The organism is Streptomyces mexicanus (genome assembly GCF_902506575.1).
Lineage (GTDB): Bacteria > Actinomycetota > Actinomycetes > Streptomycetales > Streptomycetaceae > Streptomyces > Streptomyces mexicanus.
Genome location: NZ_LR732544.1, coordinates 4681304 through 4706816, shown reverse-complemented (window position 1 = coordinate 4706816; position 25513 = coordinate 4681304). Strand labels below are relative to the sequence as shown.

At 71.1% G+C, this 25513-nt stretch carries 19 protein-coding genes; 6 read left to right on the top strand and 13 right to left on the bottom strand.

Translation table 11 applies throughout. The annotated features are described in order from the left end of the window. Positions 1-32 precede the first annotated feature (32 nt). Positions 33-2156, top strand: coding sequence for a S9 family peptidase (locus GV126_RS21165; RefSeq protein ID WP_159669194.1), 2124 nt, complete (start codon positions 33-35; stop codon positions 2154-2156). Between the two features lie 181 nt (positions 2157-2337). On the opposite strand, the gene GV126_RS21160 is transcribed toward GV126_RS21165, so the two are convergent. The 5 genes from GV126_RS21160 to GV126_RS21140 are packed head-to-tail and all read right to left on the bottom strand — an operon-like array spanning position 2338 to position 8023. Beyond that, positions 2338-3510, bottom strand: a complete 1173-nt coding sequence (locus GV126_RS21160; RefSeq protein ID WP_159669191.1) for an ABC transporter ATP-binding protein — start codon at positions 3508-3510, stop codon at positions 2338-2340. Further along, complete coding sequence (locus GV126_RS21155) at positions 3470-4477, bottom strand: ABC transporter ATP-binding protein (protein ID WP_159669188.1); 1008 nt, start codon at positions 4475-4477, stop codon at positions 3470-3472. Before GV126_RS21155 ends, GV126_RS21160 begins: the two co-directional genes overlap by 41 nt. A gap of 8 nt (positions 4478-4485) precedes the next feature. Next, a complete protein-coding gene (locus GV126_RS21150) occupies positions 4486-5481 on the bottom strand; it encodes an ABC transporter permease (protein ID WP_159669185.1) in 996 nt (331 codons plus the stop codon). Continuing rightward, complete coding sequence (locus GV126_RS21145) at positions 5474-6397, bottom strand: ABC transporter permease (RefSeq protein WP_159669182.1); 924 nt, start codon at positions 6395-6397, stop codon at positions 5474-5476. Before GV126_RS21145 ends, GV126_RS21150 begins: the two co-directional genes overlap by 8 nt. Before the next feature lie 6 nt (positions 6398-6403). After that, entirely contained in the window at positions 6404-8023 is a 1620-nt protein-coding gene (locus GV126_RS21140) for a peptide ABC transporter substrate-binding protein (protein ID WP_159669179.1), read from the bottom strand. Positions 8024-8323: 300 nt separating this feature from the next. Between GV126_RS21140 and GV126_RS21135 the strand changes: the two genes are divergently transcribed. After that, the gene (locus GV126_RS21135; RefSeq protein ID WP_159669176.1) at positions 8324-9013 is read left to right on the top strand and encodes a maleylpyruvate isomerase N-terminal domain-containing protein; all 690 of its coding nucleotides are present in this window, start codon (positions 8324-8326) and stop codon (positions 9011-9013) included. 85 nt (positions 9014-9098) lie between these two features. Here GV126_RS21135 and GV126_RS21130 read toward each other — a convergent pair whose 3' ends face one another. The 7 genes from GV126_RS21130 to GV126_RS21100 form a co-directional block, all read right to left on the bottom strand. Beyond that, entirely contained in the window at positions 9099-10247 is a 1149-nt protein-coding gene (locus GV126_RS21130) for an ABC transporter ATP-binding protein (RefSeq protein WP_159669173.1), read from the bottom strand. Then, entirely contained in the window at positions 10240-11292 is a 1053-nt protein-coding gene (locus GV126_RS21125; protein ID WP_159669170.1) for an ABC transporter ATP-binding protein, read from the bottom strand. Before GV126_RS21125 ends, GV126_RS21130 begins: the two co-directional genes overlap by 8 nt. A 13-nt stretch (positions 11293-11305) precedes the next feature. Further along, positions 11306-12241: an ABC transporter permease gene (locus GV126_RS21120; RefSeq protein WP_159669167.1), complete on the bottom strand. Its 936-nt coding sequence runs from the start codon at positions 12239-12241 to the stop codon at positions 11306-11308. Next, positions 12234-13157, bottom strand: a complete 924-nt coding sequence (locus GV126_RS21115; protein ID WP_159669164.1) for an ABC transporter permease — start codon at positions 13155-13157, stop codon at positions 12234-12236. Before GV126_RS21115 ends, GV126_RS21120 begins: the two co-directional genes overlap by 8 nt. Positions 13158-13324: 167 nt before the next feature. Further along, complete coding sequence (locus GV126_RS21110; RefSeq protein WP_159669161.1) at positions 13325-14950, bottom strand: peptide ABC transporter substrate-binding protein; 1626 nt, start codon at positions 14948-14950, stop codon at positions 13325-13327. Positions 14951-15594: 644 nt separating this feature from the next. Further along, on the bottom strand, positions 15595-17505 hold the full coding sequence (gene typA, locus GV126_RS21105; RefSeq protein WP_159669159.1) for a translational GTPase TypA: 1911 nt from the start codon (positions 17503-17505) through the stop codon (positions 15595-15597). A gap of 220 nt (positions 17506-17725) precedes the next feature. After that, the gene (locus tag GV126_RS21100) at positions 17726-19969 is read right to left on the bottom strand and encodes an ABC transporter family substrate-binding protein (protein ID WP_159669156.1); all 2244 of its coding nucleotides are present in this window, start codon (positions 19967-19969) and stop codon (positions 17726-17728) included. A gap of 356 nt (positions 19970-20325) precedes the next feature. Here GV126_RS21100 and GV126_RS21095 point away from each other — a divergent pair, with 356 nt between their 5' ends. Genes GV126_RS21095 through GV126_RS21080 form a run of 4 tightly spaced genes read left to right on the top strand, consistent with a single transcriptional unit; the run spans position 20326 to position 24226 of the window. Further along, positions 20326-20613 carry an Rv0250c family protein gene (locus GV126_RS21095; RefSeq protein ID WP_159669153.1) on the top strand — a complete coding sequence of 96 codons (288 nt, stop codon included), beginning with the start codon at positions 20326-20328 and terminating at the stop codon, positions 20611-20613. 18 nt (positions 20614-20631) lie between these two features. Then, complete coding sequence (sdhC, locus tag GV126_RS21090) at positions 20632-21468, top strand: succinate dehydrogenase subunit SdhC (RefSeq protein ID WP_159669150.1); 837 nt, start codon at positions 20632-20634, stop codon at positions 21466-21468. Between the two features lie 56 nt (positions 21469-21524). Next, positions 21525-23459 (top strand): fumarate reductase/succinate dehydrogenase flavoprotein subunit, encoded by a 1935-nt coding sequence (locus GV126_RS21085; RefSeq protein ID WP_159669147.1) that lies wholly within the window; start codon positions 21525-21527, stop codon positions 23457-23459. Continuing rightward, positions 23456-24226 (top strand): succinate dehydrogenase/fumarate reductase iron-sulfur subunit, encoded by a 771-nt coding sequence (locus tag GV126_RS21080; RefSeq protein ID WP_159669144.1) that lies wholly within the window; start codon positions 23456-23458, stop codon positions 24224-24226. The genes GV126_RS21085 and GV126_RS21080 overlap by 4 nt, the downstream gene beginning before the upstream one ends. A gap of 69 nt (positions 24227-24295) precedes the next feature. Here GV126_RS21080 and GV126_RS21075 read toward each other — a convergent pair. Continuing rightward, positions 24296-25513 (bottom strand): glycoside hydrolase family 18 protein (locus GV126_RS21075; protein WP_438947858.1); only part of this gene is annotated, 1218 nt, incomplete at its 5' end.

Below are 25513 nucleotides of genomic sequence, written 5' to 3'. Positions count from 1 at the left end.
ACAAGGGGGCGCATGGCCAATATGGTCGGGGCATGACGACCGAGCCTGTCTCCTTCCCCCGACGGCACGCGCGCACCCAGCGGTTCACGCTCGGCGCGCCCCGCGCGTTCACCGTGGCTCCCGACGCCTCGCGCGTCGTGTTCCTGCGCTCCGGCTCCGGCACGGACCGCGCGCACGCGCTGTGGACCCTGGACCTGGACGACCGCACCGAGCGCCTGGCCGCGGACCCGCGCGCCCTCCTCGGCGGCGCCGCGGAGGACCTCTCGCCCGAGGAGCGCGCACGCCGTGAGCGCAGCCGCGAGGGCGGCGCCGGGATCGTCGGCTACGCCACCGACGCAGCCGTCGAGTTGGCCTCCTTCGCGCTCTCCGGGCGGCTCTTCACGGCCGAACTGCGGGCCGGCACCACGCGTGAACTGCGCGTGCCCGGGCCGGTGATCGACCCGCGCCCGTCCCCGGACGGGCGGCACATCGCCTACGTCACCGGCGGCGCCCTGCGCGTGGTGGGCGCCGAGGGCGACGGCGACCGGGCGCTCGCCGAGCCGGAGGAGCAGTCCGTGACGTACGGACTCGCCGAGTTCGTCGCGGCGGAGGAGATGGGCCGCGCACGGGGCTTCTGGTGGGCGCCGGAGTCGGACCGGCTGCTGGTGGCGCGGGCGGACGACGCGCCGGTGGGGCAGTGGTGGATCTCCGATCCCGCGCAGCCCGGACGTGAGCCGGCTCACGTCCGCTACCCGGCCGCCGGCACCGCCAACGCGGACGTGCGGCTGTTCGTGATCGGCCTCGACGGGGCGCGCACGGAGGTCGTCTGGGACCGGGAGCGCTACCCGTATCTCGCCCGTGTGCACTGGTCACAGGCGGGGGCGCCGCTGCTGCTCGTGCAGGCGCGGGACCAGCGCAGCCAGCTGTACCTGGCCGTGGACCCGGACGCGGGGACGACCCGCATGGTGCACGCCGACGAAGATCCAACTTGGCTTGATCTTTTCCCCGGTGTGCCGTGCTGGAGCCCGTCCGGTCAGCTGGTGCGGATCGCGGACGAAGGCGGCGCGCGGGTGCTGGCGGTCGGTGAACGGCCGCTGACCGGGCCGCAGTTGCACGTCCGCGCGGTGCTGGACGTGTCGGACGACGACGTGCTGGTCTCCGCCTCGGCGGGCGCGGAGGCGGCCGAGGCGGAGATCGGCGAGGTGCACGTCTACCGCGTCAACGAGCTGGGCGTGGAGCGGGTGAGCCAGGAGGCGGGCGTGCACTCCGCGGTGCGCGCCGGGGGCGTGACCGTCCTGGTGTCCGCCACCCCGGACCGGCCGGGTGCGCGGGTGAGGGTGCTGCAGGGCGGCAAGCAGACGGCGATCATCGCCTCCCGGGCGGAAGATCCCGGTCTGACCCCGCGGGTGACCCTCACCCAGGGGGGCGCACGGAAAATCCCGTGCGCCGTGCTTATGCCTACGGACTACCCCCATGACACCTCCACTGCCCTGCCCGTCCTCCTCGACCCCTACGGCGGCCCGCACGGCCCCCGGGTGCTCGCCGCGCACAACGCGCACCTGACCTCCCAGTGGTTCGCCGACCAGGGCTTCGCGGTGGTCGTCGCCGACGGACGCGGCACCCCCGGCCGCTCCCCCGCCTGGGAGAAGGCCGTCCACCACGACTTCACGGTCACCCTGGAAGACCAGATCGAGGCCCTGCACGACCTCGCGAAGACCTATCCGCTCGACCTGGACCGGGTGGCCGTCCGCGGCTGGTCCTACGGCGGCTACCTCGCCGCGCTGGCCGTGCTGCGCCGCCCCGACGTCTTCCACGCGGGCATCGCGGGCGCCCCGGTCACCGACTGGCGCCTGTACGACACCCACTACACCGAGCGGTACCTGGGCGACCCGGCCGCGCACCCGGAGACGTACGCGAAGAACTCCCTCGTCACCGACACCGGTCTGTCCGCGCCCGCCGAGCCGCACCGGCCGCTGATGATCGTGCACGGCCTCGCCGACGACAACGTGGTCGTCGCCCACGCCCTGAGGCTGTCCTCCGCCCTGCTCGCCGCCGGTCGCCCGCACGAGGTGCTGCCGCTGTCCGGGGTCACCCACATGACCCCGCAGGAGCAGGTCGCGGAGAACCTGCTGCTGCTCCAGGTCGACTTCCTCAAGCGGTCCCTGGGCCTGGCGTAGCGGTGCGGCCCGAGGCGTGACGGCCACGGACGGGTGGCCGGCGGACACGACGGGCCGGGGCGGCATGGCGCGCCCCGGCCCGTCCACGGCACCCGCACGGCCGTACGTCCTCCAGTGTGCCGCGTGCACATATCGGCGCCGCTTCCATCAAGTTGCCCGCGCGTTAACGGACACGGCGGCCCTACGAGGCGTTCGTGGCGTTGTGCCCGTCGGCGTCGCGCGGCTCGGGCCGCCCCGCCTCCTCGCGCCCCTCGGGCTCCCTCGCCCCCTTGTGCTCCCCCGCCTGCTCGCGCCCCTTCGGCCGCACCGCCTGCCGCTCCGCCGCGAAGTGGCACGCCGAGTCGTGGGCGGCCGGGCCGCCGGTGTGCCGGAACTCCTCGGGCACCGCCAGCAGCGGGACCTCCACCGCGCAGCGCTCCTGCGCCTTGAAGCAGCGGGTGCGGAAGCGGCAGCCGGAGGGGATGTCGGCCGGGGAGGGCACGTCACCGCTCAGGACGATCCGCTCGCGCCGCTCGCGCGCCTGCGGGTCGGGCCCCGGCACCGCCGACAGCAGCGCCTGGGTGTAGGGGTGGGTGGCGTGCTCGTAGATCTGCTCGTCGGTGCCGGTCTCCACGATCCGCCCCAGGTACATCACCGCCACCCGGTCGGAGATGTGCCGGACGACGGACAGGTCGTGCGCGATGAAGACGTAGGACAGGTCGAACTCCGCCTGCAGCCGCTCCATGAGGTTGATCACCTGCGCCTGCACCGACACGTCCAGCGCCGAGACCGGCTCGTCCGCGACGATGATCTCCGGGCGCAGGGCCAGCCCGCGCGCGATGCCGATGCGCTGGCGCTGACCGCCGGAGAACTGGTGCGGGTAGCGGTTGACGTACTCCGGATTGAGGCCGACGACGTCCAGCAGTTCCTGGACCCTCCTGCGCCTGTCGCCCTTGGGCGCCACCTCGGAGTGGATCTCGTACGGCTCGCCGATGATGTCGCCCACCGTCATACGCGGGTTGAGCGAGGTGTACGGGTCCTGGAACACCATCTGGATGTTGCGGCGCACCGCCTTCAGGGCCTTGCCGGACAGCTTGGTGATGTCCTCGCCCCGGTAGCGGATCTCGCCCGCCGTCGGCTGCTCCAGGTGGCACAGCAGCCGGGCGACGGTGGACTTGCCGCAGCCGGACTCGCCGACGATGCCCAGCGTCTCGCCCCGGCCGAGGACGAAGTCGACGCCGTCGACGGCCTTCACCGCGCCGATCTGCTTGCGGAACACCACGCCCCGGGTGAGCGGATAGTGCTTGACCAGTCCGCGGACCTCGAGGATCGGCTCAGGCGCGGGCGCGGTCGGGGCCGTCGACGGCGTGGCCATCCAGGCACTCCCTCCAGAAGTGGCAGGCGCTGCCCCGCGTCGGCGAGACCTCGTACAGCGGCGGCACGTCCGTGCGGCACACCTCGCGGGCCATCGGGCAGCGCGGGTGGAAGGCGCAGCCGGGCGGGATGCGGGTGAGGCTGGGCGGCAGCCCCTTGATCGCGTACAGCTCCCGGCCCTTGTGGTCCAGGCGCGGGATGGACTCCAGCAGGCCGCGGGTGTAGGGGTGGGCGGGGCGCCGGTACAGCTCGTGCACGGGCGCCTGCTCCACGATCCGGCCCGCGTACATCACCGCGATCTTGTCCGCGACGTCCGCGACCACCCCCAGGTCGTGGGTGATCAGGATCAGGCCCATGTCGTACTCGCGGCGGAGTTCCGCCAGCAGGTCCATCACCTGGGCCTGGACGGTCACGTCCAGGGCCGTGGTCGGCTCGTCGGCGATGATCAGGTCCGGCTCCAGCGCCAGCGCCATGGCGATCATGATGCGCTGGCGCATCCCGCCGGAGAACTGGTGCGGGTAGTCGCGCACGCGCTGGGCGGCGGCCGGGATGCGCACCCGCTCCATCAGCTCCACCGCCCGCGCCCGCGCCGCGCGCCGGGAGGCGCCCCGGTGCACGACGAACATCTCGCCGAGCTGGTCGCCGACGGTCATCACCGGGTTCAGCGCGGACAGCGCGTCCTGGAAGATCATGGCCAGGCCCGCGCCCCGGATCCGCCGCCGCTCCTCCTCCTTGAGCGTGAGCAGGTCCCGGCCCCGGAAGAGCACCCGGCCGCCGGTGATGCGGCCCGGCGGCATGTCGAGGATGCCCATGATCGCCTGGGCGGTGACGGACTTGCCGGAGCCGGACTCGCCGAGCACGGCGAGCGTCTGGCCGGCGTCGACGGCGTAGCTGACCCCGTTGACGGCGTGGGCGACGCCGTCCCGGGTGCGGAACTCCACGTGCAGGTCGCTGACTTCGAGCAGCACGCCGTGCGTCACCTCAGCTTCGGGTCCAGGGCGTCGCGCACCGCGTCGCCGAGCATGATGAACGCCAGCACGGTGACCGCCAGGGCCCCGGCGGGCCACAGCAGCGCGTGCGGGGCGTTGCGGACGTAGGGCGAGGCGGCGGAGATCTCGATGCCCCAGGACACGCTGGGCGGTTTCAGTCCGACGCCGAGGAAGGACAAGGTGGCCTCCAGCGCGATGTACGTGCCCAGCGCGATGGTGGCGACGACGATCACCGGGGCGACCGCGTTGGGCGCGATGTGGCGCAGCAGGATCCGGGTGTTGGAGGCGCCCAGGGCGCGGGCGGCCTGCACGTAGTCGTGCTGCTTGGCGGTGATGACCGCGCCGCGCGCGATGCGGGAGATCTGCGGCCAGCCCAGCAGCACGATGAACCCGACGACCGGCCAGACGGTGCTGCTGGTGATGACGGACAGCAGGACCAGTCCGCCGAGGACGACCGGGATGGCGAAGAAGATGTCGGTGATCCGGGACAGGACGGCGTCCCACGCCCCGCCGAAGAACCCGGCGAGGCCGCCGAGGACGGAGCCGAGGACGGCGACCCCGAGGGTGGCGCACACGCCCACCGTGACGGAGGCGCGGGCGCCGTGCACGGTGCGGGTGTACACGTCGCAGCCCTGGCCGTCGTAGCCGAAGGGGTGGCCGGGGCGCGGGCCGTCCTGGGCGCGGGCCAGGTCGCACTGCAGGGGGTTGCCGGGGGCGATCAGCGACGGCCACAGCGCGATCAGGATGAGGAAGCAGATCACCAGGGCGGAGAGCAGGAAGACGGGGTTGCGGCGCAGGTCGTGCCAGGCGTCGGACCACAGCGAGCGGGGGCGGCCGGCCGGTCCGCCGGGGGCGGGGCCGCCCGGGTCCGGCGCCAGGCCGGCCGCCTCGCTCGCCGCGAGGTCCATGGCGCCGCCCGTGCCGGTGCCGGCGACCGGGCCTCGGGGCTCGCCGGGCTGCTCGAAGGGCTGCTGGTCAGGCATAGCGGATCCGGGGGTCGAGGACGGCGTACAGCAGGTCCACGAGCAGGTTGGCGACCAGGAAGACCAGCACGAGGACGGTGACGAAGCCGACGACGGTCTGGGTGTTCTGGCGCAGGATGCCCTGGTAGAGCTGGTAGCCGACGCCGTGGATGTTGAAGATGCGCTCGGTGACGATGGCGCCGCCCATCAGCGCGCCGATGTCGGTGCCGATGAAGGTGACCACGGGGATGAGCGAGTTGCGCAGCAGGTGCCGGACGACCACGCGGCGGCGGGGCAGGCCCTTGGCGACGGCGGTGCGCACGTAGTCGGCGCGCCGGTTCTCCGCCAGCGAGGTCCGGGTCAGGCGGGTGACGTAGGCCAGCGAGACGGAGGCGAGAACCAGGCCGGGCAGGATGAGCTGGTCGAGGGTGGCCTGCGGCGGCACCGACGGTCTGACCCAGCCCCACTTCACGCCGAGCAGCAGTTGCAGCAGCAGCCCGGTGACGAAGGTGGGCACGGCGATGACGACGAGGGTGGCCAGCAGCACGGCGGTGTCGACGGGCCGGCCCCGGCGCAGCCCGGTCACCACGCCCAGGGCGACGCCGACGACGACTTCGAGGACGATGGCGACGAGCGTGAGCCGGATGGTGACCGGGAACGCCGTGGACATCAGCTCCAGGACGGGCTGGCCGTTGAACGCGGTGCCGAAGTCGCCGGTGAAGACGTTGCCCATGTAGGTCGCGTACTGCTGCCACACCGGCTTGTCGAGGCCGAACTCCCGCTTGAGCTGGGCGGCGGTGGCGGTGTCGCAGGCGCGTTCCCCGCACAGGCCGGCCACCGGGTCGCCCATGACGTTGACCATCAGGAAGATCAGCAGGGTGGCGCCGACGAACACCGGGATCATCTGCAGCAGCCGCCGCGCGACGTAGCGTCCCATGGCGGCTCAGCCGACCCTGATCTCGTCGTAGACGGGGACGCTGAAGGGGTTGAGCGCCACGTCGTGCAGCCGGTCGGTGTAGCCGGCGCTGCCGTTCTGGTACCACAGCGGGATGGCGGCCATGTTGTCCCTGACGACGCGCTCGGCCTGCTGGAACAGCCGGATCGCCGTGGTGTGGTCGGTTTCGGCGTTGGCCCGGTCGACCAGGCGGTCGAACTGCGGGTTCGACCACTTGCCGTCGTTGGAGGAGGCGTTCGTGTAGTAGAGCGGCTGGAGGAAGTTCTGGATGAGCGGGTAGTCCATCTGCCAGCCGGCCCGGAACGGGCCCTTCAGGCGGTGCCGGGCGATCTGGTTGCGGAAGTCGGCGAAGGTGCCGACCGGGTTGCCGACGCAGGCGTGGTCGTCGCCGAGCGCGTTGTTGATGGAGTTGCACACCGCGTCCACCCACTCCTTGTGCGAGCCGGTGTCGGCGTTGTACGTGATGCGCACCTGGCCGCCGGGCAGCCCGCCGCCCTCCCGGACGAGCCGTCTGGCCTCGGCCGGGTGGTACTCGCAGGCCCGGCCGCACAGCCCGGCCTGGTAGCCGCCGTCCGTGCCGAGGACGGGTGAGGTCCAGTCGGTGGCCGGGGTGCGGGTGCCCCGGAAGAGGGTCCGGGTGATCTGCGCCCGGTCGATGGCCATGGACAGGCCGGTGCGCACCTTGCGGGCGCCGTCGGTGTTCCACGCCTTGTCGTAGAACGGGAACGCGAGGGTCTGCAGGATGCCGGCGGGGCTGTTGATGTACCGGCCGCTCAGGTCGGACCGGACGTTCTTCAGCTGGGTGGCGGGGATGTCGTCGACCAGGTCGAGGTTGCCGGCCAGCACGTCGGTGTAGGCGGTGTTGCTGTCGGTGTACACCATCAGCGTGACGCCGTCGTTGCGCGCCTTGTCGGGCCCGGGGTAGGCGTCCCACTTCTTCAGGTACATCTGGGCGCCCTTGGTGTACGACGCGATGGTGTACGGGCCGTTCCCGATCGGCTTGTCCAGCCAGTCCTTGTGGTGGGTGAAGAACGCCCGGGGCAGCGGGGCGAAGGCGGCGTAGCCGAGGGTGTCGGGGAAGGAGGAGAACGCCTGGGAGAGCCGGACGGTGAAGGTCCGCGGACCGGTGACCTTCAGCCCGGAGAGGGTGTCGGCGCTCTGGGTGCCGCTTGCGGGGTGGACCTTGTCGTAGCCCTCGATGTAGCCGAAGAAGTAGGCGTTCTTCTGGTTGTTGCGCAGGCTCGCGCCGTAGTTCCAGGCGTCCACGAAGGAGCGGGCGGTGACGGGTTCGCCGTTGCTGAAGCGCCAGCCGGGCTTGACGGTGATGGTGTAGGTGCGCGAGTCGGTGGTCTCGATCTTCTCGGCGAGCATGTTCTCGGCCTTGGCGGTGCGCGGGTTGTACCGCTTGAGCCCGCGGAAGATCATGTCGAGCACCTTGCCGCCCTGCACCTCGTTGGTGTTGGCCGGCTCCAGCGGGTTCTGCGGGTCGCCCCAGGAGGAGCTGAGCACGCTCCCGCCCGCCGGCCCCGCCCCGCTCCCGCAGGCGGCAAGCGCCAGCACGGCCGCCACCGCACCGGCGGCCCACGCGGCGCGCGCAGCTGCCCGCATGGGCGCCTCCTCGGGTGGTGCGGTGTGCCTCGGCGCGCCCGGCCCGGGTCCTGACGACGCGACCCGGGCCGGGCCGGCCTGCACACATATCAGCAGACAAGCCGCATGTCGCACCGCCGCCGCACCGGGCGCGCCGGGACTCCAGCCGTTCGGCCGAACGGCTCCACCGGTGCGGTACCGCGGCCGGCCCCGGCGATGCGGCCCTGCGGCCCGGCCCCGTGGTCCGGCCCCGTGGTCCGTCCAGCGCGCCCGCCCGGCCCTGCCTGGTGACGACCGCTCACCCGCTCGTACGATGCCGGCATGGACGGCGCAGTGAACTCCGCCCCTCCGGCTCCCGCCGCGGTGCTGCGTGCCGCCTACGACGCCCTCGCGGCCGTCGTGGCCCGCCTCGACGACGAGGCGTCCTGGCAGCCCACCGACTGTCTCGGCTGGGCGGTGCGCGACCTCGTCTTCCACTGCCTCGCGGATGCCCAGCGGGGGCTGGTGGCCCTGCACACTCCGGCCTCCGGACCGGTGACGCGCGATGCCGTCACGTACTGGCAGGACTGGCAGCCCGGTACCGTGGGCGCCGCCCACGGCCGCCGCTGGGCCCGGGTCGGCGCGAGCATGTTCCTGGAGTTCTCCCAGTTGCAGGAGCTGTACCTGGAGACCGCGGCGGCCGCGGTGGTGGCCGCTGAGGCGGCCGATGCCGGGCGCCGTGTGACCACGCAGGGCCAGGTCCTCACGGCCGGGGACCTGATGACGACCCTCGCCGTCGAGGCGACCTTGCACCACCTCGACATGCTCGCGGGGCTCCCCACCGCCCCGGCGCCGTCGAAGGCCGGACTCGCGGCGGTCCGGGACACGCTCGACGGCCTCCTCGGCCATCCCGTGGCGGCGGACTGGAGCGACGAGCACTACGCCCGGGTCGCCACCGGACGCGTGCCGCTGACGGAGTCCGAACGCACGGTGCTGGGGGCCGACGCCGACCGCCTCCCGCTCTTCGGGTGACGCGGCGGGTCGTAACGGCAGACGTGTGAGAGGCACCCGCCCTCTGCACGGGCGGGTGCCTCTCCTGCGCGGGGTGACACGAGGGTCAGGCCGCGTGCACGACGTCCTTCTCCTCGGCGAAGTGGCACGCCGACTCGTGCGCCGCGGGCGAGTCCGAGCCCTGGAAGCGCTCCGGGATCGCCAGCAGCGGGACCTCCTCGGCGCACTTGTCCTGGGCCTTCCAGCAGCGGGTGCGGAAGCGGCAGCCCGAGGGCGGGTTGGCCGGGGAGGGCACGTCACCGGTGAGGATGATCCGCTCGCGGTGCTCGCGGGCGTCGGGGTCGGGCACTGGGACCGCCGACAGCAGCGCCTGGGTGTAGGGGTGCGTCGGGTGGTCGTAGATCTGCTCGTCGGTGCCGATCTCGGCGATCTGGCCCAGGTACATCACGCCCACGCGGTCGGAGATGTGCCGGACGATCGACAGGTCGTGCGCGATGAAGAGGTAGGACAGGTTGAACTCGTCCTGCAGCCGCTCCATCAGGTTGACGACCTGCGCCTGCACCGACACGTCCAGCGCGGACACCGGCTCGTCGCAGATGATGATCTCGGGGTTGAGCGCCAGGCCGCGCGCGATGCCGATGCGCTGGCGCTGGCCGCCGGAGAACTGGTGCGGGTAGCGGTTGATGTGCTCGGGGTTCAGGCCGACCACGTCCAGCAGCTCCTGCACCTTGCGCCGCCGGTCGCCCTTCGGGGCCACCTCCGGGTGGATCTCGAAGGGCTCGCCGACGATGTCGCCCACCGTCATCCGGGGATTGAGCGAGGTGTACGGGTCCTGGAACACCATCTGGATGTTCCGGCGCACCGCCTTCAGCGCGCGCCCGGACAGCTTGGTGATGTCCTGGCCCTTGTAGAAAATCTCGCCCGCGGTCACCCGCTCCAGGTTCATCAGCAGCTTGGCGACGGTCGACTTGCCGCAGCCCGACTCGCCCACGATGCCCAGGGTCTCGCCCTGGTACAGGTCGAAGGAGATGCCGTCGACGGCCTTGACCGCACCGACCTGACGTTTGATCAGGATGCCCTGGGTGAGCGGGAAGTGCTTCACCAGGTTGCGCACCTGCAGGATCGGCTCGCCGCGCTCCGCGGGTGCCTCGATGGCGTCGACCGCCTCGTCCTCGGTGCGGGCCTCGACGACGTCCACCTCGGAGACGTTCGGCGTGGCGTCCTGCTGCTCGTCGTTCTTGCTGAGCTCAGCCATGGATCGTCTCCTTCCAGAAGTGGCACGCCGAGGCGCGGCCGGGCAGTTCCCCGCCGTCGCGCTCGGTGACCGGCATCAGGTCCGGGACCTGCTCGCGGCAGATGTCCTGGGCCTTGGGGCAGCGCGGGTTGAAGGCGCAGCCGGTCGGGATGCGCAGCAGGTTGGGCGGCAGGCCCTTGATGGCGTACAGCTCCTGGCCCTTCTGGTCCAGGCGCGGGATGGAGTCCAGCAGACCCCGTGTGTACGGGTGGGCCGGGCGCTTGTACAGCTCGTGCACCGGCGCCTGCTCCACGATCCGGCCCGCGTACATCACCGCGATCTTGTCCGCCACGTCCGCGACCACGCCCAGGTCGTGGGTGATCAGGATCAGGCCCATGTTGAACTCGCGCTGCAGTTCCGCGAGCAGATCCATCACCTGCGCCTGGACGGTGACGTCCAGGGCCGTCGTCGGCTCGTCGGCGATGATCAGGTCCGGCTCCAGCGCCAGCGCCATCGCGATCATGATGCGCTGGCGCATACCGCCGGAGAACTGGTGCGGATAGTCGTTGACCCGGGCCGCGGCGGCCGGGATCTTCACCCGGTCCATCAGCTCGATGGCCTTGGCCTTGGCCTCCTTGCGGGACATGCCCAGGTGCACCCGGAACATCTCGCCGAGCTGGTAGCCGACGGTCAGCACCGGGTTGAGCGAGGAGAGGGCGTCCTGGAAGATCATCGCGATCCTGGCGCCGCGGAGCTTGCGGCGCTCCTCGCCGGACATCTTCAGCATGTCCTGCCCGCGGAAGAGGATCTCGCCCTTCGGGATCCGGGCCGGCGGCATGTCCAGGATGCCCATGATCGCTTGCGCGGTGACCGACTTGCCGGAGCCGGACTCGCCGAGCACGGCGAGCGTCTCGCCCGCGCGGACGGTGTAGTTGACGCCGTTGACCGCCTTGGCCACGCCCTCCCGGGTGTGGAACTCGACGTGCAGGTCGCGGACCTCCAGCAGCGGTGTGCGCTCGTCGTCGGTGTGCCGGGTGGCGGGGACGGCGTCCTCGATGATGGTCATGGTTACGCCCTCCTCAGCGCAGCTTGGGGTCGAAGGCGTCGCGGACCACGTCGCCGAGCATGATGAACGCGAGCACCGTCAGGCTGAGCGCGCCGGCCGGGAAGAGCAGGGCGTGCGGCGAGGTCAGCCAGCGGTCCTGCGCGTCGCTGATCATCAGACCCCAGGAGATGGCCGGGGACTGGACACCGATGCCCAGGTAGGACAGCGACGCCTCGGCGGCGATGTAGACGCCCAGGTTCATCGTGGAGACGACCACGATCGGGGCGAGCGTGTTGGGCAGGATGTGCCGGAAGGCGATGCGCATCGGGCTCGCGCCGAGCGCCCGGGCCGCGGCCACGTAGTCGTTGTACTTGTTGCCGATGACCTCACCGCGCATGATCCGGTAGACCTGCGGCCAGCCGAGAATGGACAGGACGAAGGAGACGGTCCACACGTTGCTGCTGCCCACCATCGACATGATCAGCAGACCGCCGATGAGGATCGGCAGCGCGTAGAAGATCTCCGAGACGCGGGAGATCACCGAGTCCGCCCAGCCGCCCCACAGGCCGGCCAGCATGCCGATGACGCCGCCGAGCGCCGTGGTCAGGATGGTGGAGACCACGCCGACGATGATCGAGTTGCGGGTGCCCCACACCGTCCTGGTGTAGATGTCGCAGCCCTGGACGTCGTAGCCGAACAGGTGGCCGCTGGTCGGGCCGTCCATCGAGTGCTGCAGGTCGCAGAAGCCGTCGCTGAACGGGGAGCGCGCGGTGAACAGGCCGGGCGCGATGGCCAGCACCAGCAGGCACAGGATGACGAAGCCCGAGATGAGGAACATCGGCCGCTTGCGCAGGTCGCGCCAGCCGTCGCGCCACAGGCTCGCGACGCGCTCCGGTTTGCCGTCCGGTTCCGGCGCCTTGGCCGTGGGGCCGTCGGCGGGCACGGGCCGTTCGATGATCTGTTCACTCATAGCGGATCCTCGGGTCGAGCACGGCGTAGAGGACGTCGACGACGAGGTTGGCCACCAGGTAGATCAGGATGAGCAGGGTGACCAGGCCCACGACGACGGGCCCCTCGCGCAGGGAGACGGACTGGGCCAACTGACCGCCGATGCCGGGGAGGTTGAAGACCCGCTCCGTGATGATCGCGCCACCCATCAGCGAACCGAGGTCCATGCCGAGGAAGGTGACGACGGGGATGAGGGAGTTGCGCAGCGCGTGGATGCCGATGACGCGGCGCCGCGGCAGGCCCTTGGCGATGGCGGTGCGGACGTAGTCGGAGCGCACCGACTCGATCATGCTGGTCCGGGTCAGCCGGGCGATGTACGCCATCGACATCGCGGCCAGCACCAGTCCCGGCAGGACGTAGCTGGTGGGCCAGCCGTCCTCGATGCCCGCGACCGGCGTCAGCTTCCACTTCACGCCCAGTTCGAGCTGCAGGACGTTGCCGAGCACGAACACCGGGATGGAGATCAGGAACAGCGTGGCGACGAAGACCACGTTGTCCGCGAACTTCCCGCGCTTCAGCGCCGAGAGGATGCCGGCCAGGATGCCGATGACCGCCTCGAAGGCGAACGCCGTCAGCGCCAGCTTCAGCGTCACCGGGAAGCGCTGGGCGACGATGTCACTGATCGACCGGCCGGTGTAGGTGGTGCCCAGGTCGCCCTGGAACACGCCGCTGATGTAGTGCCAGTACTGCACCACCAGCGGGTCGTCGAGGTGGTACCGCGCGCGCAGCACCAAGGCCAGGTGGGGGTCCTGCTTCTCGCCCATCAGGGCCCTGATCGGGTCGCCCGGCAGCAGGAAGACCAGGCAGTAGATGAGGAACGTGACGCCTATGAGTACAGGGATCGCCTGCAGCACACGGCGCACGACGAATCGGCCCATTGGTTCTCCAAGGAATGCTGGCCCGACCGGCGCCCGGGGGGAAGGCGCTCGCCGGTCGGGCCCAACGGCGAAGAGGGTGGGCGCGGGGGAGCCGTCCGCTGCGGCGGTTCCCCCTGCCCACCCCTTGGCCCGCTACTTCAGTCGCGGACTCGGGTCTTCTGCTTCGCTCAGCTGAGCTTGACGGTGTCCCAGTCGATCTGGTGAGCGGTGATGTTCATCGAGGTGATCTTGTCGCTGAAGCCCGTGTTCAGCCGGTAGAAGTACACCGGGATGTACGGCATGTCCTTCAGCAGGACGTCGTCCGCCTCCTGGTACGTCTTGATCGCGTCGGCCGGGCTCGTCGCCTGGTCGCCGTCGCTCAGCAGCTTCTCGAACTGCGGGTTGGAGTAGCCCGCGTAGTTGGAGCCGTTCTCGATGGCGTCCTTGGAGAACACCGGACGGAGGAAGTCCTCCATGTTCGGGTAGTCCATCTGCCAGCCCATGCGGAAGGCGCCCTGGTACTTCTTGGCGTCCAGGTCGTTCAGGATGGTCTGGAACTGCTCGAACGGCTTGGGCGTCACCTTGACGCCGAGGGCCTTCTGGATCTGGTTGGCCACGGCCTCGACCCAGGTCTTGTGGTCGCCGTCCGCGTTGTAGCCGATCTCCAGGGTGTTGCCGGGCAGACCGCCGGCCTCCTGGTAGAGCTGCTTGGCCTTGGTCGGGTTGTAGGTGCAGGCATCGCCGCAGGCGCCCTTGCGGTAGCCCTCGATCAGCGGCGGGATGTAGTCGTCGGCCGCGGAACGGGCGCCCAGGAACACCTTCTTGGCGATGGTGTCCCGGTCGATGGACATGGAGATGGCCTGGCGGATCTTCGGGTTCTCGAAGGCCTTGTTGTACTTCAGCGGGAAGCCGATGTAGCCGATCGCGCCCTCGGGGACGTCGATGTTGTGGTCCGGCAGGTCCTTCTTGTACGTGGCCAGACCCGAGGTGGGGATCACCGGCAGGATGTCGAGGTTGCCCGCGACCAGGTCCTTATAGGCGGTGTCCTGGTTCGAGTAGACCTTGAAGTTGATGCCCTTGACCTGGTACTTGGAGGCGTCCGGGTACTTGGCGTACTTGGTCAGCTGGATACCCTCGTTGTCGACGAAGGACGTCTTCGCCTCGTAGGGGCCGTTGCCGATCGGCTTCTTGCCGAACGCCTTGGGGTCCTTGAAGAACGCCTTCGGCAGCGGCACGAAACCGCTGAACGACAGCTGGGTCGGGAACGCCGAGAACGGCGCGGTCAGGGTGACCTGCAGCGTGTTGTCGTCGACCGCCTTCAGGCCGGACATCTTGTGGACCGTGACCGTCTTCTTCGGTCCGGGGTTGAGGTCCGTGTAGCCCTGGATGTGGCTGAAGAGGGCGTTGGTCTGCTGCGCGTTCGTCTGGTCGGCGCCGTAGTTCCAGGCGTCGACGTAGGACTGGGCGGTGACCGGCTCGCCGTTGTGGAAGGTGTAGCCCGGCTTCAGCTTGATCGTCCAGACCTTGTTGTCCTTCGTGGTGATGGACTGGGCCTCGTCGTTGACGATCTTGTTGCTCGCGTCGATCTTGGTGAGACCGGTGAACAGGGCGTGGATGACCTGGCCGCCCTCGGTCTCGTAGGTGTTCGACGGAACGAGCGTGTTCTGCGGCTGGCCGATCTCGACCGACACCACGCCGTTGCTGCTACCGCCGGCATTGCCGTTGCCAGTGTGCCCACCGCCACCACAGGCGGTCGCGCCCATGGCCACGACTATCGCGACCGCGGCCCACCTGGCGCCCTTGGCACCACGCATGGGGCTCCTCCTCATGAGTCCATTGGTTCACCGCATGGAGGGGCACAGGACCATCACCGTCAACCGGTGCCTGAAAAGGTCAGGTGCCCCCGCGCTCGTGAGTCGGCGCCGCCAACGGCGTGACCCTTTGATCCGAGCTCTACGCGCCTAACTATCTGCCATGCGAACCGGACCGAACCACACCTTCGAGGTCTCGGTTCGATCACACCTGCCGCGTACTTCTTCCAAAATCCGGACAAAGGGTTTGGTGAAAGATCCCTGCGAAACGGACTTGTTACACAACTATCGGGTTGCCCTGTCCGGATAGCGGACAGAAGGGGAAGAAAAACCGGTTGCGCGGGGCCGCTCGATGGGCATACCGAACGCCCCCGGCGGCCTGCGGTACTCCGGTTCATGACGGAACGTGAGCGCGTGGGACAGACCGGCACGCACGACCGACAAGCCGCAGATTCCGGTCACTCTAACAACGGCGCACCCCCGCCTCCTTCTCCGCGGGGCACCTGACGGGCTGTTGTAGGGAAAACCCTTGACGGCCCTGACCGCCCGCGGGGCCTCCCGCACCGGGTCCCGGCGCCGTTCCCCGATGCGCGCGAGGGCCTGCCCGGCGGCTGCCGGACAGGCCCTCGTGCCTGACTGTGTGTGCGTCAGTTGCTGTGCTTGGCCCTGCTGGCCGCGCGGGCGCGCTCACGCTGGTCCAGGACGACCTTGCGGATGCGGACCGCCTCCGGGGTCACCTCGACGCACTCGTCGTCCCGGCAGAACTCCAGGGACTGCTCCAGGGAGAGCTTGCGCGGCGGGACGATCGACTCGGTCACATCGGCGGTCGAGGACCGCATGTTGGTGAGCTTCTTCTCCTTGGTGATGTTGACGTCCATGTCGTCGGAGCGGGAGTTCTCGCCGACGATCATGCCCTCGTACACCTCGGTGCCCGGCTCCACGAACAGCACGCCGCGCTCCTGGAGGTTCGTCATCGCGAACGCGGTGACGGCGCCGGCGCGGTCGGCGACCAGGGAGCCGTTGTTGCGGGTCTGCAGCGGGCCGGCCCACGGCTCGAAGCCCTCGTGGATGGAGTGGGCGATGCCCGTGCCGCGGGTCTGGGTGAGGAACTCGGTGCGGAAGCCGATCAGGCCGCGGGAGGGCACGACCCACTCCATGCGGACCCAGCCGGAGCCGTGGTTGGACATGTTGTCCATCCGGCCCTTGCGCACGCCCATGAGCTGGGTGACCGCGCCCATGTGCTCCTCGGGCACGTCGATGGTCATGCGCTCCATCGGCTCGTACGTCTTGCCGTCGATCTGCTTGGTGACGACCTGCGGCTTGCCGACGGTCAGCTCGTAGCCCTCCCGGCGCATGGTCTCGACCAGGATCGCCAGCGCCAGCTCGCCGCGGCCCTGCACCTCCCAGGCGTCGGGGCGCTCGGTGTCGAGCACCCGCAGGGAGACGTTGCCGATCAGCTCGCGGTCCAGGCGGTCCTTGACCTGGCGGGCGGTGACCTTGCGGTCCTTGACGGCCGCCTTCTTGTCGGCGCCCTTGCCGGTGGCGCCGCGGCCGACCAGCGGGGAGGTGTTGGTGCCGATCACCATGGAGATCGCCGGCTCGTCCACCTTGATCAGCGGCAGCGCGACCGGGGTCTCCGGGTCGGCCAGCGTCTCGCCGATCATGATGTCCGGGATGCCGGCGACGGCGCAGATGTCGCCCGGGCCGGCCTTCTCGGCGGGCTTGCGGGTGAGCGCCTCGGTCATCATCAGCTCGGAGATCCGCACGTTCTGCACGGTGCCGTCGCGCTTGATCCACGCGACCGTCTGGCCCTTGCGCAGCTCGCCCTGCTCCACGCGCAGCAGCGCGATACGGCCGAGGAAGTTGTCCGCGTCGAGGTTGGTGACGTGCGCCTGCAGCGGGGCGTCCTCGTCGTAGGTCGGGGCGGGGATGTGCTCCAGGATGGTGGAGAAGAACGGCTCCAGGCTGTCGGAGTCCGCCGGGACCGTGCCGTTCTCCGGCTTGGTCAGCGAGGCCACGCCGTCACGGCCGCAGGCGTAGACGATCGGGAACTCGATCTGCTCCTCGTCGGCGTCCAGGTCCAGGAACAGGTCGTAGGTCTCGTTGACGACCTCGTCGATCCGGGCGTCGGGGCGGTCCGTCTTGTTGATGCACAGGATGACGGGCAGCCGGGCCTGCAGGGCCTTGCGCAGCACGAAACGGGTCTGCGGCAGCGGGCCCTCGGAGGCGTCCACCAGCAGCACCACGCCGTCGACCATCGACAGGCCGCGCTCGACCTCGCCGCCGAAGTCGGCGTGGCCGGGGGTGTCGATGATGTTGATCGTGATCGGGTCCCCGCCGTCCTTGGGGTGGTACTTCACCGCCGTGTTCTTGGCGAGGATCGTGATGCCCTTCTCACGCTCCAGGTCGTTGGAGTCCATGACCCGGTCGTCGACCTGGTCCAGCTGGTGCGCGGCGAAGGCACCGGCCTGCTTCAGCATGCCGTCGACGATGGTGGTCTTGCCGTGGTCGACGTGGGCGACGATGGCGACGTTTCGAATGTCGTGGCGCGTGGCCATAGAAGGCGTACTCCCGGGGTGTGCGGACGGCTGCGCGTACGTCCTCGGTACGCGCGCCCTGCCGGGCTGAACACGCCACGGCCTCACCCCATGGTACGGGGCCGCGGCCGCAGGGACGGGGCGGGTGGCGTCCGCGCAGCTCAACAGCGGTCGCAGGGGTGCCGCGACCGCTGCTGGGGCCCGCCCTCCCGGGCGGACGACGCTCCTTTCGAAACACGCCCTAGGAGGACGCCCCCGGCGTCGGCTTCGCGCCCTTCTTCAGGAAGCCCATGTCCTCGTAGACCGGCGTGCCGAAGCCGAAGGCGCCCACGTTGGCGAGGGTGCTGCGGGTGGCCACCAGCTGGGGGCGCTGGTAGAGGGGGATGGAGCCGGCGACGGCCCAGATCCGGGCGTCGGCCTTGCGGATCAGCTCCCGCTCCTCGCCCTCGTCCAGGGTGGCAAGGGCCTGGTCGAAGAGCTGGTCGACCTGGTCGGTGCCGACCCGGGTGTAGTTCTGCTGGACGCTGAGCGAGCCGTCGGCGGCCGGGACGGGCTTGGCGTAGACGGGGCGGGCGTCGGTGGCCGGGTAGGCGGAGGACGGCCAGGAGTACAGCGCCAGGTCGTACTGGCCGGCGGCGATGTGGTCCCGGAAGTAGCTCTCGTCGGGCACCTTGGTGATCTGCGTGCCGATGCCGACCTGGTCGAGCATGGCCGTGACGCGGTCGGCGACCTTCTGCAACGTCTGCGCGCCGGGGCCGGAGGGCAGCACGAACCGCAGCGTGAGCGGCTTTCCGTCCTTGGCCAGCGGCCCGGAGACGGTGCCGGCCGGCGCGGCGGTGCCCTTGGGGGCGTACGCGCCGGGCGCGCCGCCCTGCGGGAGGTGCTCCTGGGTGTAGCTCCGGCCGTCCTGGGCGAGCTGCTGGGGCCCGCGGCCGTCGCGGTGCCCCTCCTCGCCCTGCCGCCCGTCCTGGCCGCTCGCGGCCGCCCGGTCGTCGTGGCGGGAGTGCCCCTTGCCGTCGCCGTTGTGCTCCACGTCGTCGTTCTCGCCCACGATGTAGGTGCCGTCGCCGCCCGGGCTCGGCGTCGCCCGGTGGCCCTCGGAGCCGGCGGCCTTGTCCCCCTTCTTCTGCTGGGCGACCGGCCCGCGCACCCAGCCGGCGTCCGAGAGCAGCGCCCGCGCCTGCGCGGCGTCCTGCTCGCCGAGGGCGTCGCTGTTGTCGGCGTAGGCGTCCTGGCCGGACAGGGCCAGGTGGCTGCCGACCGGCTGCGCGGGCAGGCCGAGCGGTTTCAGGACGGTCTCGGCCAGTTCCTTGCGGTTGAGCGCGTGGGCGACGGCGTGCCGGACGCGCTCGTCGGCGAGGGGGCCGTTCGCGCCGTTGAGGGCGAGCTGGGTGTAGGCGGGCTCCAGGGACTTGCGCAGGGTGAAGCCGCGCAGGGTCTGCTGCTGCTTCAGGTAGGTGGTGAGGGCGCCGCGCCCCTCCTGCACCGCCTGCCGTTCGGCGGCGGCGGCCTGCTGGTCGGAGCCGTGCAGGACCGCCCAGGAGCGCAGCGCCTGGGCGGCGGTACGGCCGCGGGACGGGCCCGGCAGCGCGCGGCTGCCCTGGGGTCCCGCGGTGAGGGTGATCTTCTCGGCGTCGGCGGGGTCGAGGTCGGCCACGTCCACCGTGCCGTCGGCGAGCGCGGCGGCCCGCTGGTCGGGCCGTACCTCGTGCAGCACGATCTCGTCCAGCTTGGCGCGGTGGCCCCACCAGCGCGGGTTGCGGGCGAGGACGACGTTCTTGTCCTTGGTGTCGATCTTCTGCACGGTGAACGGGCCGGCGCTGACCTTGAGCTTCTTGCGGGCGCCGTCGTTGAAGGCGGAGGCGGTGCCCGTGACGTCCTTGGGGTACAGCGGGGAGAACAGCGACTTCCAGTCGGCGTAGGGGCGGGCGAAGGTGACCCGGACCTCCTGGTCGTTCTTGCCGCGCTCGACCTTCTCGATGCGGTCGTAGCCGGCGTTGCGGGCGGTCCAGTAGGCGGCGTCCTTGCCGGACAGGGCGCGCCACTGGGCGGCGAAGTCGTCGGCGCCGATGGCGCGGCCGTCGCTCCAGGTGGCCTGCTGGTTGAGCCGGTAGACGACGACCTGCTTGGGTTCGGTGTCCACCACCTTGGCGGAGTCGAGGTAGTCGGCGTCGCGCTGCGGCCGGCCGCTCGCGTCCATGCGGAACATGGCGGGCAGCACGGCCTGGGCGATACGGGTGGTGCCCGCGTCGGCGTCGGCCTGGAAGGTGTTCAGGGTCTGCGGCAGGGCGTCCACGGCCCAGCGCAGCGTGCCCCCGTCGGCGACCTGGGCACGGCCGGCCGCCGCGATGTCCTGCGGGGCCAGCGGCTTGCTGCCCTCGTCGTCGGAGCCGCAGCCGGCCAGCCAGGGCACCGCGAGGACGCCCGCGGTCAGGAAGGCGACCGAGCGCATGACCGCGCGCGGCCCGACACCGTCGTACGACATCTGTGCTACCTCCGAGGAGCCGGTCCCGCCGGTGGGCAGAGGCCGGCGACGCGGGCAGGGACTTACGTGGGATTTGTTCACATTCGGCGGTATTTTGGAGCTGATCAGATCTGAGGCCCACTGAAGAGGAAAGGGTTCGCCGGCCGGAGGCGACACGGCGGCGCGGGCCGCGAGAGTCACCCGTGTGGAGCAATGCGCCCCCGGCGCACACAGAGCGCATGCGGGCGTGCGCGCAGGGGCGCGATCCGCCGATCGGGGCACGACCCTTCCCACCGCACGGTGTGACGCGCGACACTCGCAGGCGCATGCACGTTGCCGCCCAGGGCCCGTGAGGCCCATGGAAGTGAGGTCACGTCATGTCCGTGCACGACGACCTGACGTCCGTACATCGCGCGCTGGACGATCTGCTGCGGTCGGTGACCCGGCTGGAGCAACAGATCGGCGGCGGGCTGGAGATACGCCGCGTGCGCACCGACGCCGAGCACCTGCGCGAGAGCCTGGGCCTGCTGCGCGAGGCCGCGCAGGGCCCCTCCCCCGCTCAGCGCCGACCGCTCGTGACGATCTCCGACACGCCGTACGACATCTCCCTGTGGACGGACTCGGACGACGAGGGTCTCGGCGCCCGCGACCGCCACGCTCCCTGACCCGAGCGGAGTCCTCCCTTGGCGACTGGCACGGAACCACCCGGCACAGCCCCCCACGCCTCGCGCGGCGGCGTCCGGTCGCCGGCGCGCGCCGCGATCGCCGCACCGCACCTGCGGACCGACCGCTGGTGGCTGGCGCCCGCCGTCACCGCGGCCGGCCTGCTGGCCTTCGTCGTGTACTCCACGTGGCGGGCCTTCGCGAACGCCGACTACTACGCGGCCCCGTACGTCTCGCCGTTCTACTCGCCCTGCCTGGCGTCGAACTGCCGGACCATGCACCTGGGCCCCAACGCCGACGTCTTCGGCAGCTGGTGGGCGATCTCCCCGGCGATCATCATCCTGATCTTCCCGCTGGGCTTCCGCCTGACCTGCTACTACTACCGCAAGGCGTACTACCGCAGCTTCTGGGCGTCCCCGCCGGCCTGCGCGGTGGCCGAGCCGCACCGCGCGTACACCGGCGAGACCCGCTTCCCGCTGATCCTGCAGAACGTCCACCGGTACTTCTTCTACGCGGCGCTGCTGGTGGCGGGCGTGCTGACCTACGACACGGTGCTGGCCTTCCGCGACACCCACTACCGCTGGGGCCACATGGGCCTGGGCACCCTGGTGTTCCTGGTCAACATCGCGCTGATCTGGGCCTACACGCTCTCCTGCCACTCCTGCCGGCACATCGTCGGCGGAAAGCTCAGACACTTCTCCAAGCATCCCGTGCGCTACCGGGCCTGGCAGGTCGTCGGCCGGCTCAACGCCCGGCACATGCAGCTGGCCTGGGCATCGCTGCTCAGCGTCGCGCTCGCCGACTTCTACGTCTTTCTCGTCGCCTCCGGGGTGTTCGCCGATCCCCGCTTCTTCTAGTGAGCGCGTCGTGCGGTGCGTGCCGCGCTCGTTTCCTGATCTACGAGTGAGGACTGATGTCCGTGGTCGACCGGCAGGAGTGGGACGTCGTCGTGGTGGGCGCGGGCGGCGCCGGGCTGCGCGCCGCGATCGAGGCCCGCGAGCGGGGCGCGCGTACGGCGGTGATCTGCAAGTCGCTGTTCGGCAAGGCGCACACCGTGATGGCCGAGGGCGGCATCGCGGCGGCGATGGGCAACGTCAACCCGCACGACAGCTGGCAGGTGCACTTCCGCGACACCCTGCGCGGCGGGAAGTTCCTCAACCAGTGGCGGATGGCCGAGCTGCACGCCCGGGAGGCCCCGGAGCGGGTGTGGGAGCTGGAGACCTGGGGCGCGCTGTTCGACCGGACCAAGGACGGGAAGATCTCCCAGCGCAACTTCGGCGGCCACGAGTACCCGCGCCTGGCGCACGTCGGCGACCGCACCGGCCTGGAGCTGATCCGCACGCTCCAGCAGAAGATCGTCTCGCTCCAGCAGGAGGACCACCGGGCCACCGGGGACTACGAGGCCCGGCTGAAGGTCTTCCAGGAGTGCACGGTCACCCGCGTCCTCAAGGACGGCGAGCGGGTCAGCGGTGTCTTCGCCTACGAGCGCGAGACCGGCCGTTTCTTCGTCCTTCAGGCGCCCGCGGTGGTGATCGCCACCGGCGGCATCGGCAAGTCCTTCAAGGTGACGTCCAACTCCTGGGAGTACACCGGCGACGGGCACGCGCTGGCGCTGCTGGCCGGGGCACCGCTGGTCAACATGGAGTTCGTGCAGTTCCACCCCACCGGCATGATCTGGCCGCCGTCGGTGAAGGGCATCCTCGTCACCGAGTCGGTCCGCGGCGACGGCGGGGTGCTGCGCAACCGCGAGGGCAAGCGGTTCATGTTCGACTACATCCCCGACGTGTTCAAGGAGAAGTACGCCGAGTCGGAGGACGAGGCCGACCGCTGGTACGACGACCCGGACCACAACCGGCGCCCGCCGGAGCTGCTGCCCCGCGACGAGGTGGCCCGCGCGATCAACTCCGAGGTGAAGGCGGGCCGCGGCTCCCCGCACGGCGGTGTCTTCCTGGACGTCTCCACCCGCATGCCAGCCGAGGTCGTCCGGCGCCGGCTGCCCTCCATGTACCACCAGTTCAAGGAGCTGGCGGACGTGGACATCACCGCCGAGCCGATGGAGGTCGGCCCGACCTGCCACTACGTGATGGGCGGCGTCGCGGTCGACTCCGACACGGCCGCGGCCCGCGGGGTGCCCGGCCTGTTCGCGGCCGGCGAGGTCGCGGGCGGCATGCACGGCTCCAACCGCCTGGGCGGCAACTCCCTGTCCGACCTGCTGGTCTTCGGCCGCCGGGCCGGCCGGTACGCCGCCGAGTACGCCCAGGGGTCGGCCTACGACCGCCCCTCGGTGCCCGAGGACCAGGTGGACGCGGCGGCGGCGGAGGCGCTGCGGCCGTTCTCCGCCGAGGCCCAGGACGCGGCCGACGGACCCACGGAGAACCCGTACACCCTCCACCAGGAACTCCAGCAGACCATGAACGACCTGGTCGGCATCATCCGCCGCGAGGCCGAGATGGAGCAGGCGCTGCACAAGCTCGCCGAGCTGCGCGTGCGCGCCCGCCGGGCCGGCGTGGAGGGCCACCGGCAGTACAACCCCGGCTGGCACCTGGCCCTGGACCTGCGGAACATGCTGCTGGTCAGCGAGTGCGTGGCCCGGGCGGCGCTGGAGCGCACCGAGTCGCGCGGCGGGCACACCCGCGAGGACTACCCGTCGATGGACCGCGCCTGGCGGCGGACCGCCCTGCTGTGCCGGCTCAGCGACCCCACGGGGGGCCTGGCGGCCACCGACCCGGTCCGCGGCCGGATCACGCTGACCCGGGAGACCACCGACCCCATCCGCCCCGACCTGCTCGCCCTGTTCGAGAAGGAGGAGCTGGTCAAGTACCTCACCGAAGAGGAGCTGTGCGAATGAGCGGCTACCAGGCCCGCTTCAAGGTGTGGCGGGGTGACGCGAGCGGGGGCGGTCTGGAGGACTTCACGGTCGAGGTCAACGACGGCGAGGTGGTCCTCGACATCATCCACCGCCTCCAGGCCACGCAGGTGCCCGACCTGGCGGTGCGCTGGAACTGCAAGGCGGGCAAGTGCGGTTCGTGCTCGGCGGAGATCAACGGCCGCCCGCGGCTGATGTGCATGACCCGCATGTCCGCCTTCGGCCGGGAGGAGACCGTCACGGTCACACCCCTGCGCGCCTTCCCGGTGATCCGGGACCTGGTCACCGACGTCGGCTTCAACTACGCCAAGGCGCGCGAGGTCCCCGCCTTCGTGCCGCCCGCCGGCCTCGCCCCGGGCGAGTACCGGATGATGCAGCAGGACGTGGACCGCCCGCAGGAGTTCCGCAAGTGCATCGAGTGCTTCCTGTGCCAGGACGTGTGCCACGTGGTGCGCGACCACGAGGACAACAAGCGGGCGTACGCCGGCCCGCGCTTCCTGATGCGGATCGCCGAACTCGACATGCACCCGCTGGACGCGGCGGCCGAGACGGGCCTGGACCGCAAGCGCGCGGCCCAGGACGACCACGGCCTGGGCTACTGCAACATCACCAAGTGCTGCACGGAGGTCTGCCCCGAGGGCATCAAGATCACCGACAACGCGCTCATCCCGCTCAAGGAGCGGGCGGTGGACCGCAAGTACGACCCGCTGGTGTGGCTGGGCTCGAAGATCAGGAGGCGCTCGTCGTGAGGCGCCTCGGTCAGGCGGCGCTTGCGTGAGGCGCCGAGAACAGGTCGCGCTCGGCGTCAGGCGCCTTGATCAGGAGGGCCGGACCCAGCCGTCGCGGTACGCCGCCCAGTCGTCCTCCGTCGCGGCGAAGTCCACGTAGAGGGCGACCCCGAAGCGGGCGCGGTCCCGGTCCGTGCGCGACAGCCCGAGCCGCACGCCGCGCACGGCGGCCGGGACCGTCTCGGCGTGCGCCCAGTGGCCGAACCGGTTCTCGTGGAAGAAGGGCAGCCCCATCAGCAGGTCGGTGCCGGCCGGGGTGACCTCCAGGGCGAGCGAGGTCTGCTGGGCGACGTAGCCGCCGTACAGGCTGGGCAGCGGCTGCATGGTGTCGTACGACATCACCGCGATTTGGTCCACCCGGCGGGCGACCTCGCCGAAGTACGCCTGCGACCACCACTTGGGGTGGTTCGTGAGCGCTCCCCACACGGAGTGGAACCCCGGAAGCGGGTCGATCTGGTGCGCGGCGACCGACAGGGGCGCGTGGTGCGCGCGGGTGACGGCGCGCAGGTCGTCCAGGAGGCCGAGGTAGTTCCGGTCGCCGGAGTGCAGCGGCTCCAGGTCGAAGTGGACGCCGTCGAACCCGGCGGCCAGCACCGCGCGGGTGGAGGCGACCACCGCGGCACGCGTCGCCGCCCGCTCCAGCCGCAGCCCGTCGGGGCTCTCGGTGGCCAGCACGTCACCGAGCCAGGCCTGCACCCGCACCCCGGGCAGCGCCCGGTGCACGGCCCCGACCAGCCAGGGGGCGTTGCGGTACGCGGAGGGCGGCAGGGTGCCGTCGTGTTCGAGCGGGCCGGCGTGCACGTACAGGTCGCGGACACCGGTGCCGCGCAGCCGCCGGGCGAGGGCGGCGACATCGGCGTCGGTCTTCCGCCCGTCCACCCAGGCATGCCCGAGCCAGAGGGCGTCCCGGCCCCTGGTGGACGTCCCGTCGGCGGTCTCGCCCGCGTAGTTCACCCGCAGGGCGGCCTCGGCGGCGAGGAGGGGCAGGAGGAGGACGAGGACGAGGGCGAGGACGGTGCGGCGGACGAGGCGTGAGGGGCGGCGTGGGGGTGGTGTCTGTCGATCGGGGTCATCGTCGGTCGGGCGGTCATCGTGGGCCGGGCGGTCATCGTGGGCCGGGCGGTCGCCGTCGGTCGGGCGGCCATCGTCGTCAGCCGGGCGGCCGTCGTCCGTCGGGCGGCCATCGTCGTCAGCCGGGCGGCCGTCGTCGTCCGGCCGCCCGCCCGCAGTCGGCGGTGGCTGCTGCTC

Coding starts and splice junctions, on each gene's coding strand:
- GV126_RS21165 (WP_159669194.1), top strand. CDS start 33: ATGACGACCGAGCCTGTCTCCTTCCCCCGACGGCACGCGCGCACCCAG.
- GV126_RS21160 (WP_159669191.1), bottom strand. CDS start 3,510: ATGGCCACGCCGTCGACGGCCCCGACCGCGCCCGCGCCTGAGCCGATC.
- GV126_RS21150 (WP_159669185.1), bottom strand. CDS start 5,481: ATGCCTGACCAGCAGCCCTTCGAGCAGCCCGGCGAGCCCCGAGGCCCG.
- GV126_RS21145 (WP_159669182.1), bottom strand. CDS start 6,397: ATGGGACGCTACGTCGCGCGGCGGCTGCTGCAGATGATCCCGGTGTTC.
- GV126_RS21140 (WP_159669179.1), bottom strand. CDS start 8,023: ATGCGGGCAGCTGCGCGCGCCGCGTGGGCCGCCGGTGCGGTGGCGGCC.
- GV126_RS21135 (WP_159669176.1), top strand. CDS start 8,324: ATGGACGGCGCAGTGAACTCCGCCCCTCCGGCTCCCGCCGCGGTGCTG.
- GV126_RS21130 (WP_159669173.1), bottom strand. CDS start 10,247: ATGGCTGAGCTCAGCAAGAACGACGAGCAGCAGGACGCCACGCCGAAC.
- GV126_RS21125 (WP_159669170.1), bottom strand. CDS start 11,292: ATGACCATCATCGAGGACGCCGTCCCCGCCACCCGGCACACCGACGAC.
- GV126_RS21120 (WP_159669167.1), bottom strand. CDS start 12,241: ATGAGTGAACAGATCATCGAACGGCCCGTGCCCGCCGACGGCCCCACG.
- GV126_RS21115 (WP_159669164.1), bottom strand. CDS start 13,157: ATGGGCCGATTCGTCGTGCGCCGTGTGCTGCAGGCGATCCCTGTACTC.
- GV126_RS21110 (WP_159669161.1), bottom strand. CDS start 14,950: ATGCGTGGTGCCAAGGGCGCCAGGTGGGCCGCGGTCGCGATAGTCGTG.
- typA (WP_159669159.1), bottom strand. CDS start 17,505: ATGGCCACGCGCCACGACATTCGAAACGTCGCCATCGTCGCCCACGTC.
- GV126_RS21100 (WP_159669156.1), bottom strand. CDS start 19,969: ATGTCGTACGACGGTGTCGGGCCGCGCGCGGTCATGCGCTCGGTCGCC.
- GV126_RS21095 (WP_159669153.1), top strand. CDS start 20,326: ATGTCCGTGCACGACGACCTGACGTCCGTACATCGCGCGCTGGACGAT.
- GV126_RS21085 (WP_159669147.1), top strand. CDS start 21,525: ATGTCCGTGGTCGACCGGCAGGAGTGGGACGTCGTCGTGGTGGGCGCG.
- GV126_RS21080 (WP_159669144.1), top strand. CDS start 23,456: ATGAGCGGCTACCAGGCCCGCTTCAAGGTGTGGCGGGGTGACGCGAGC.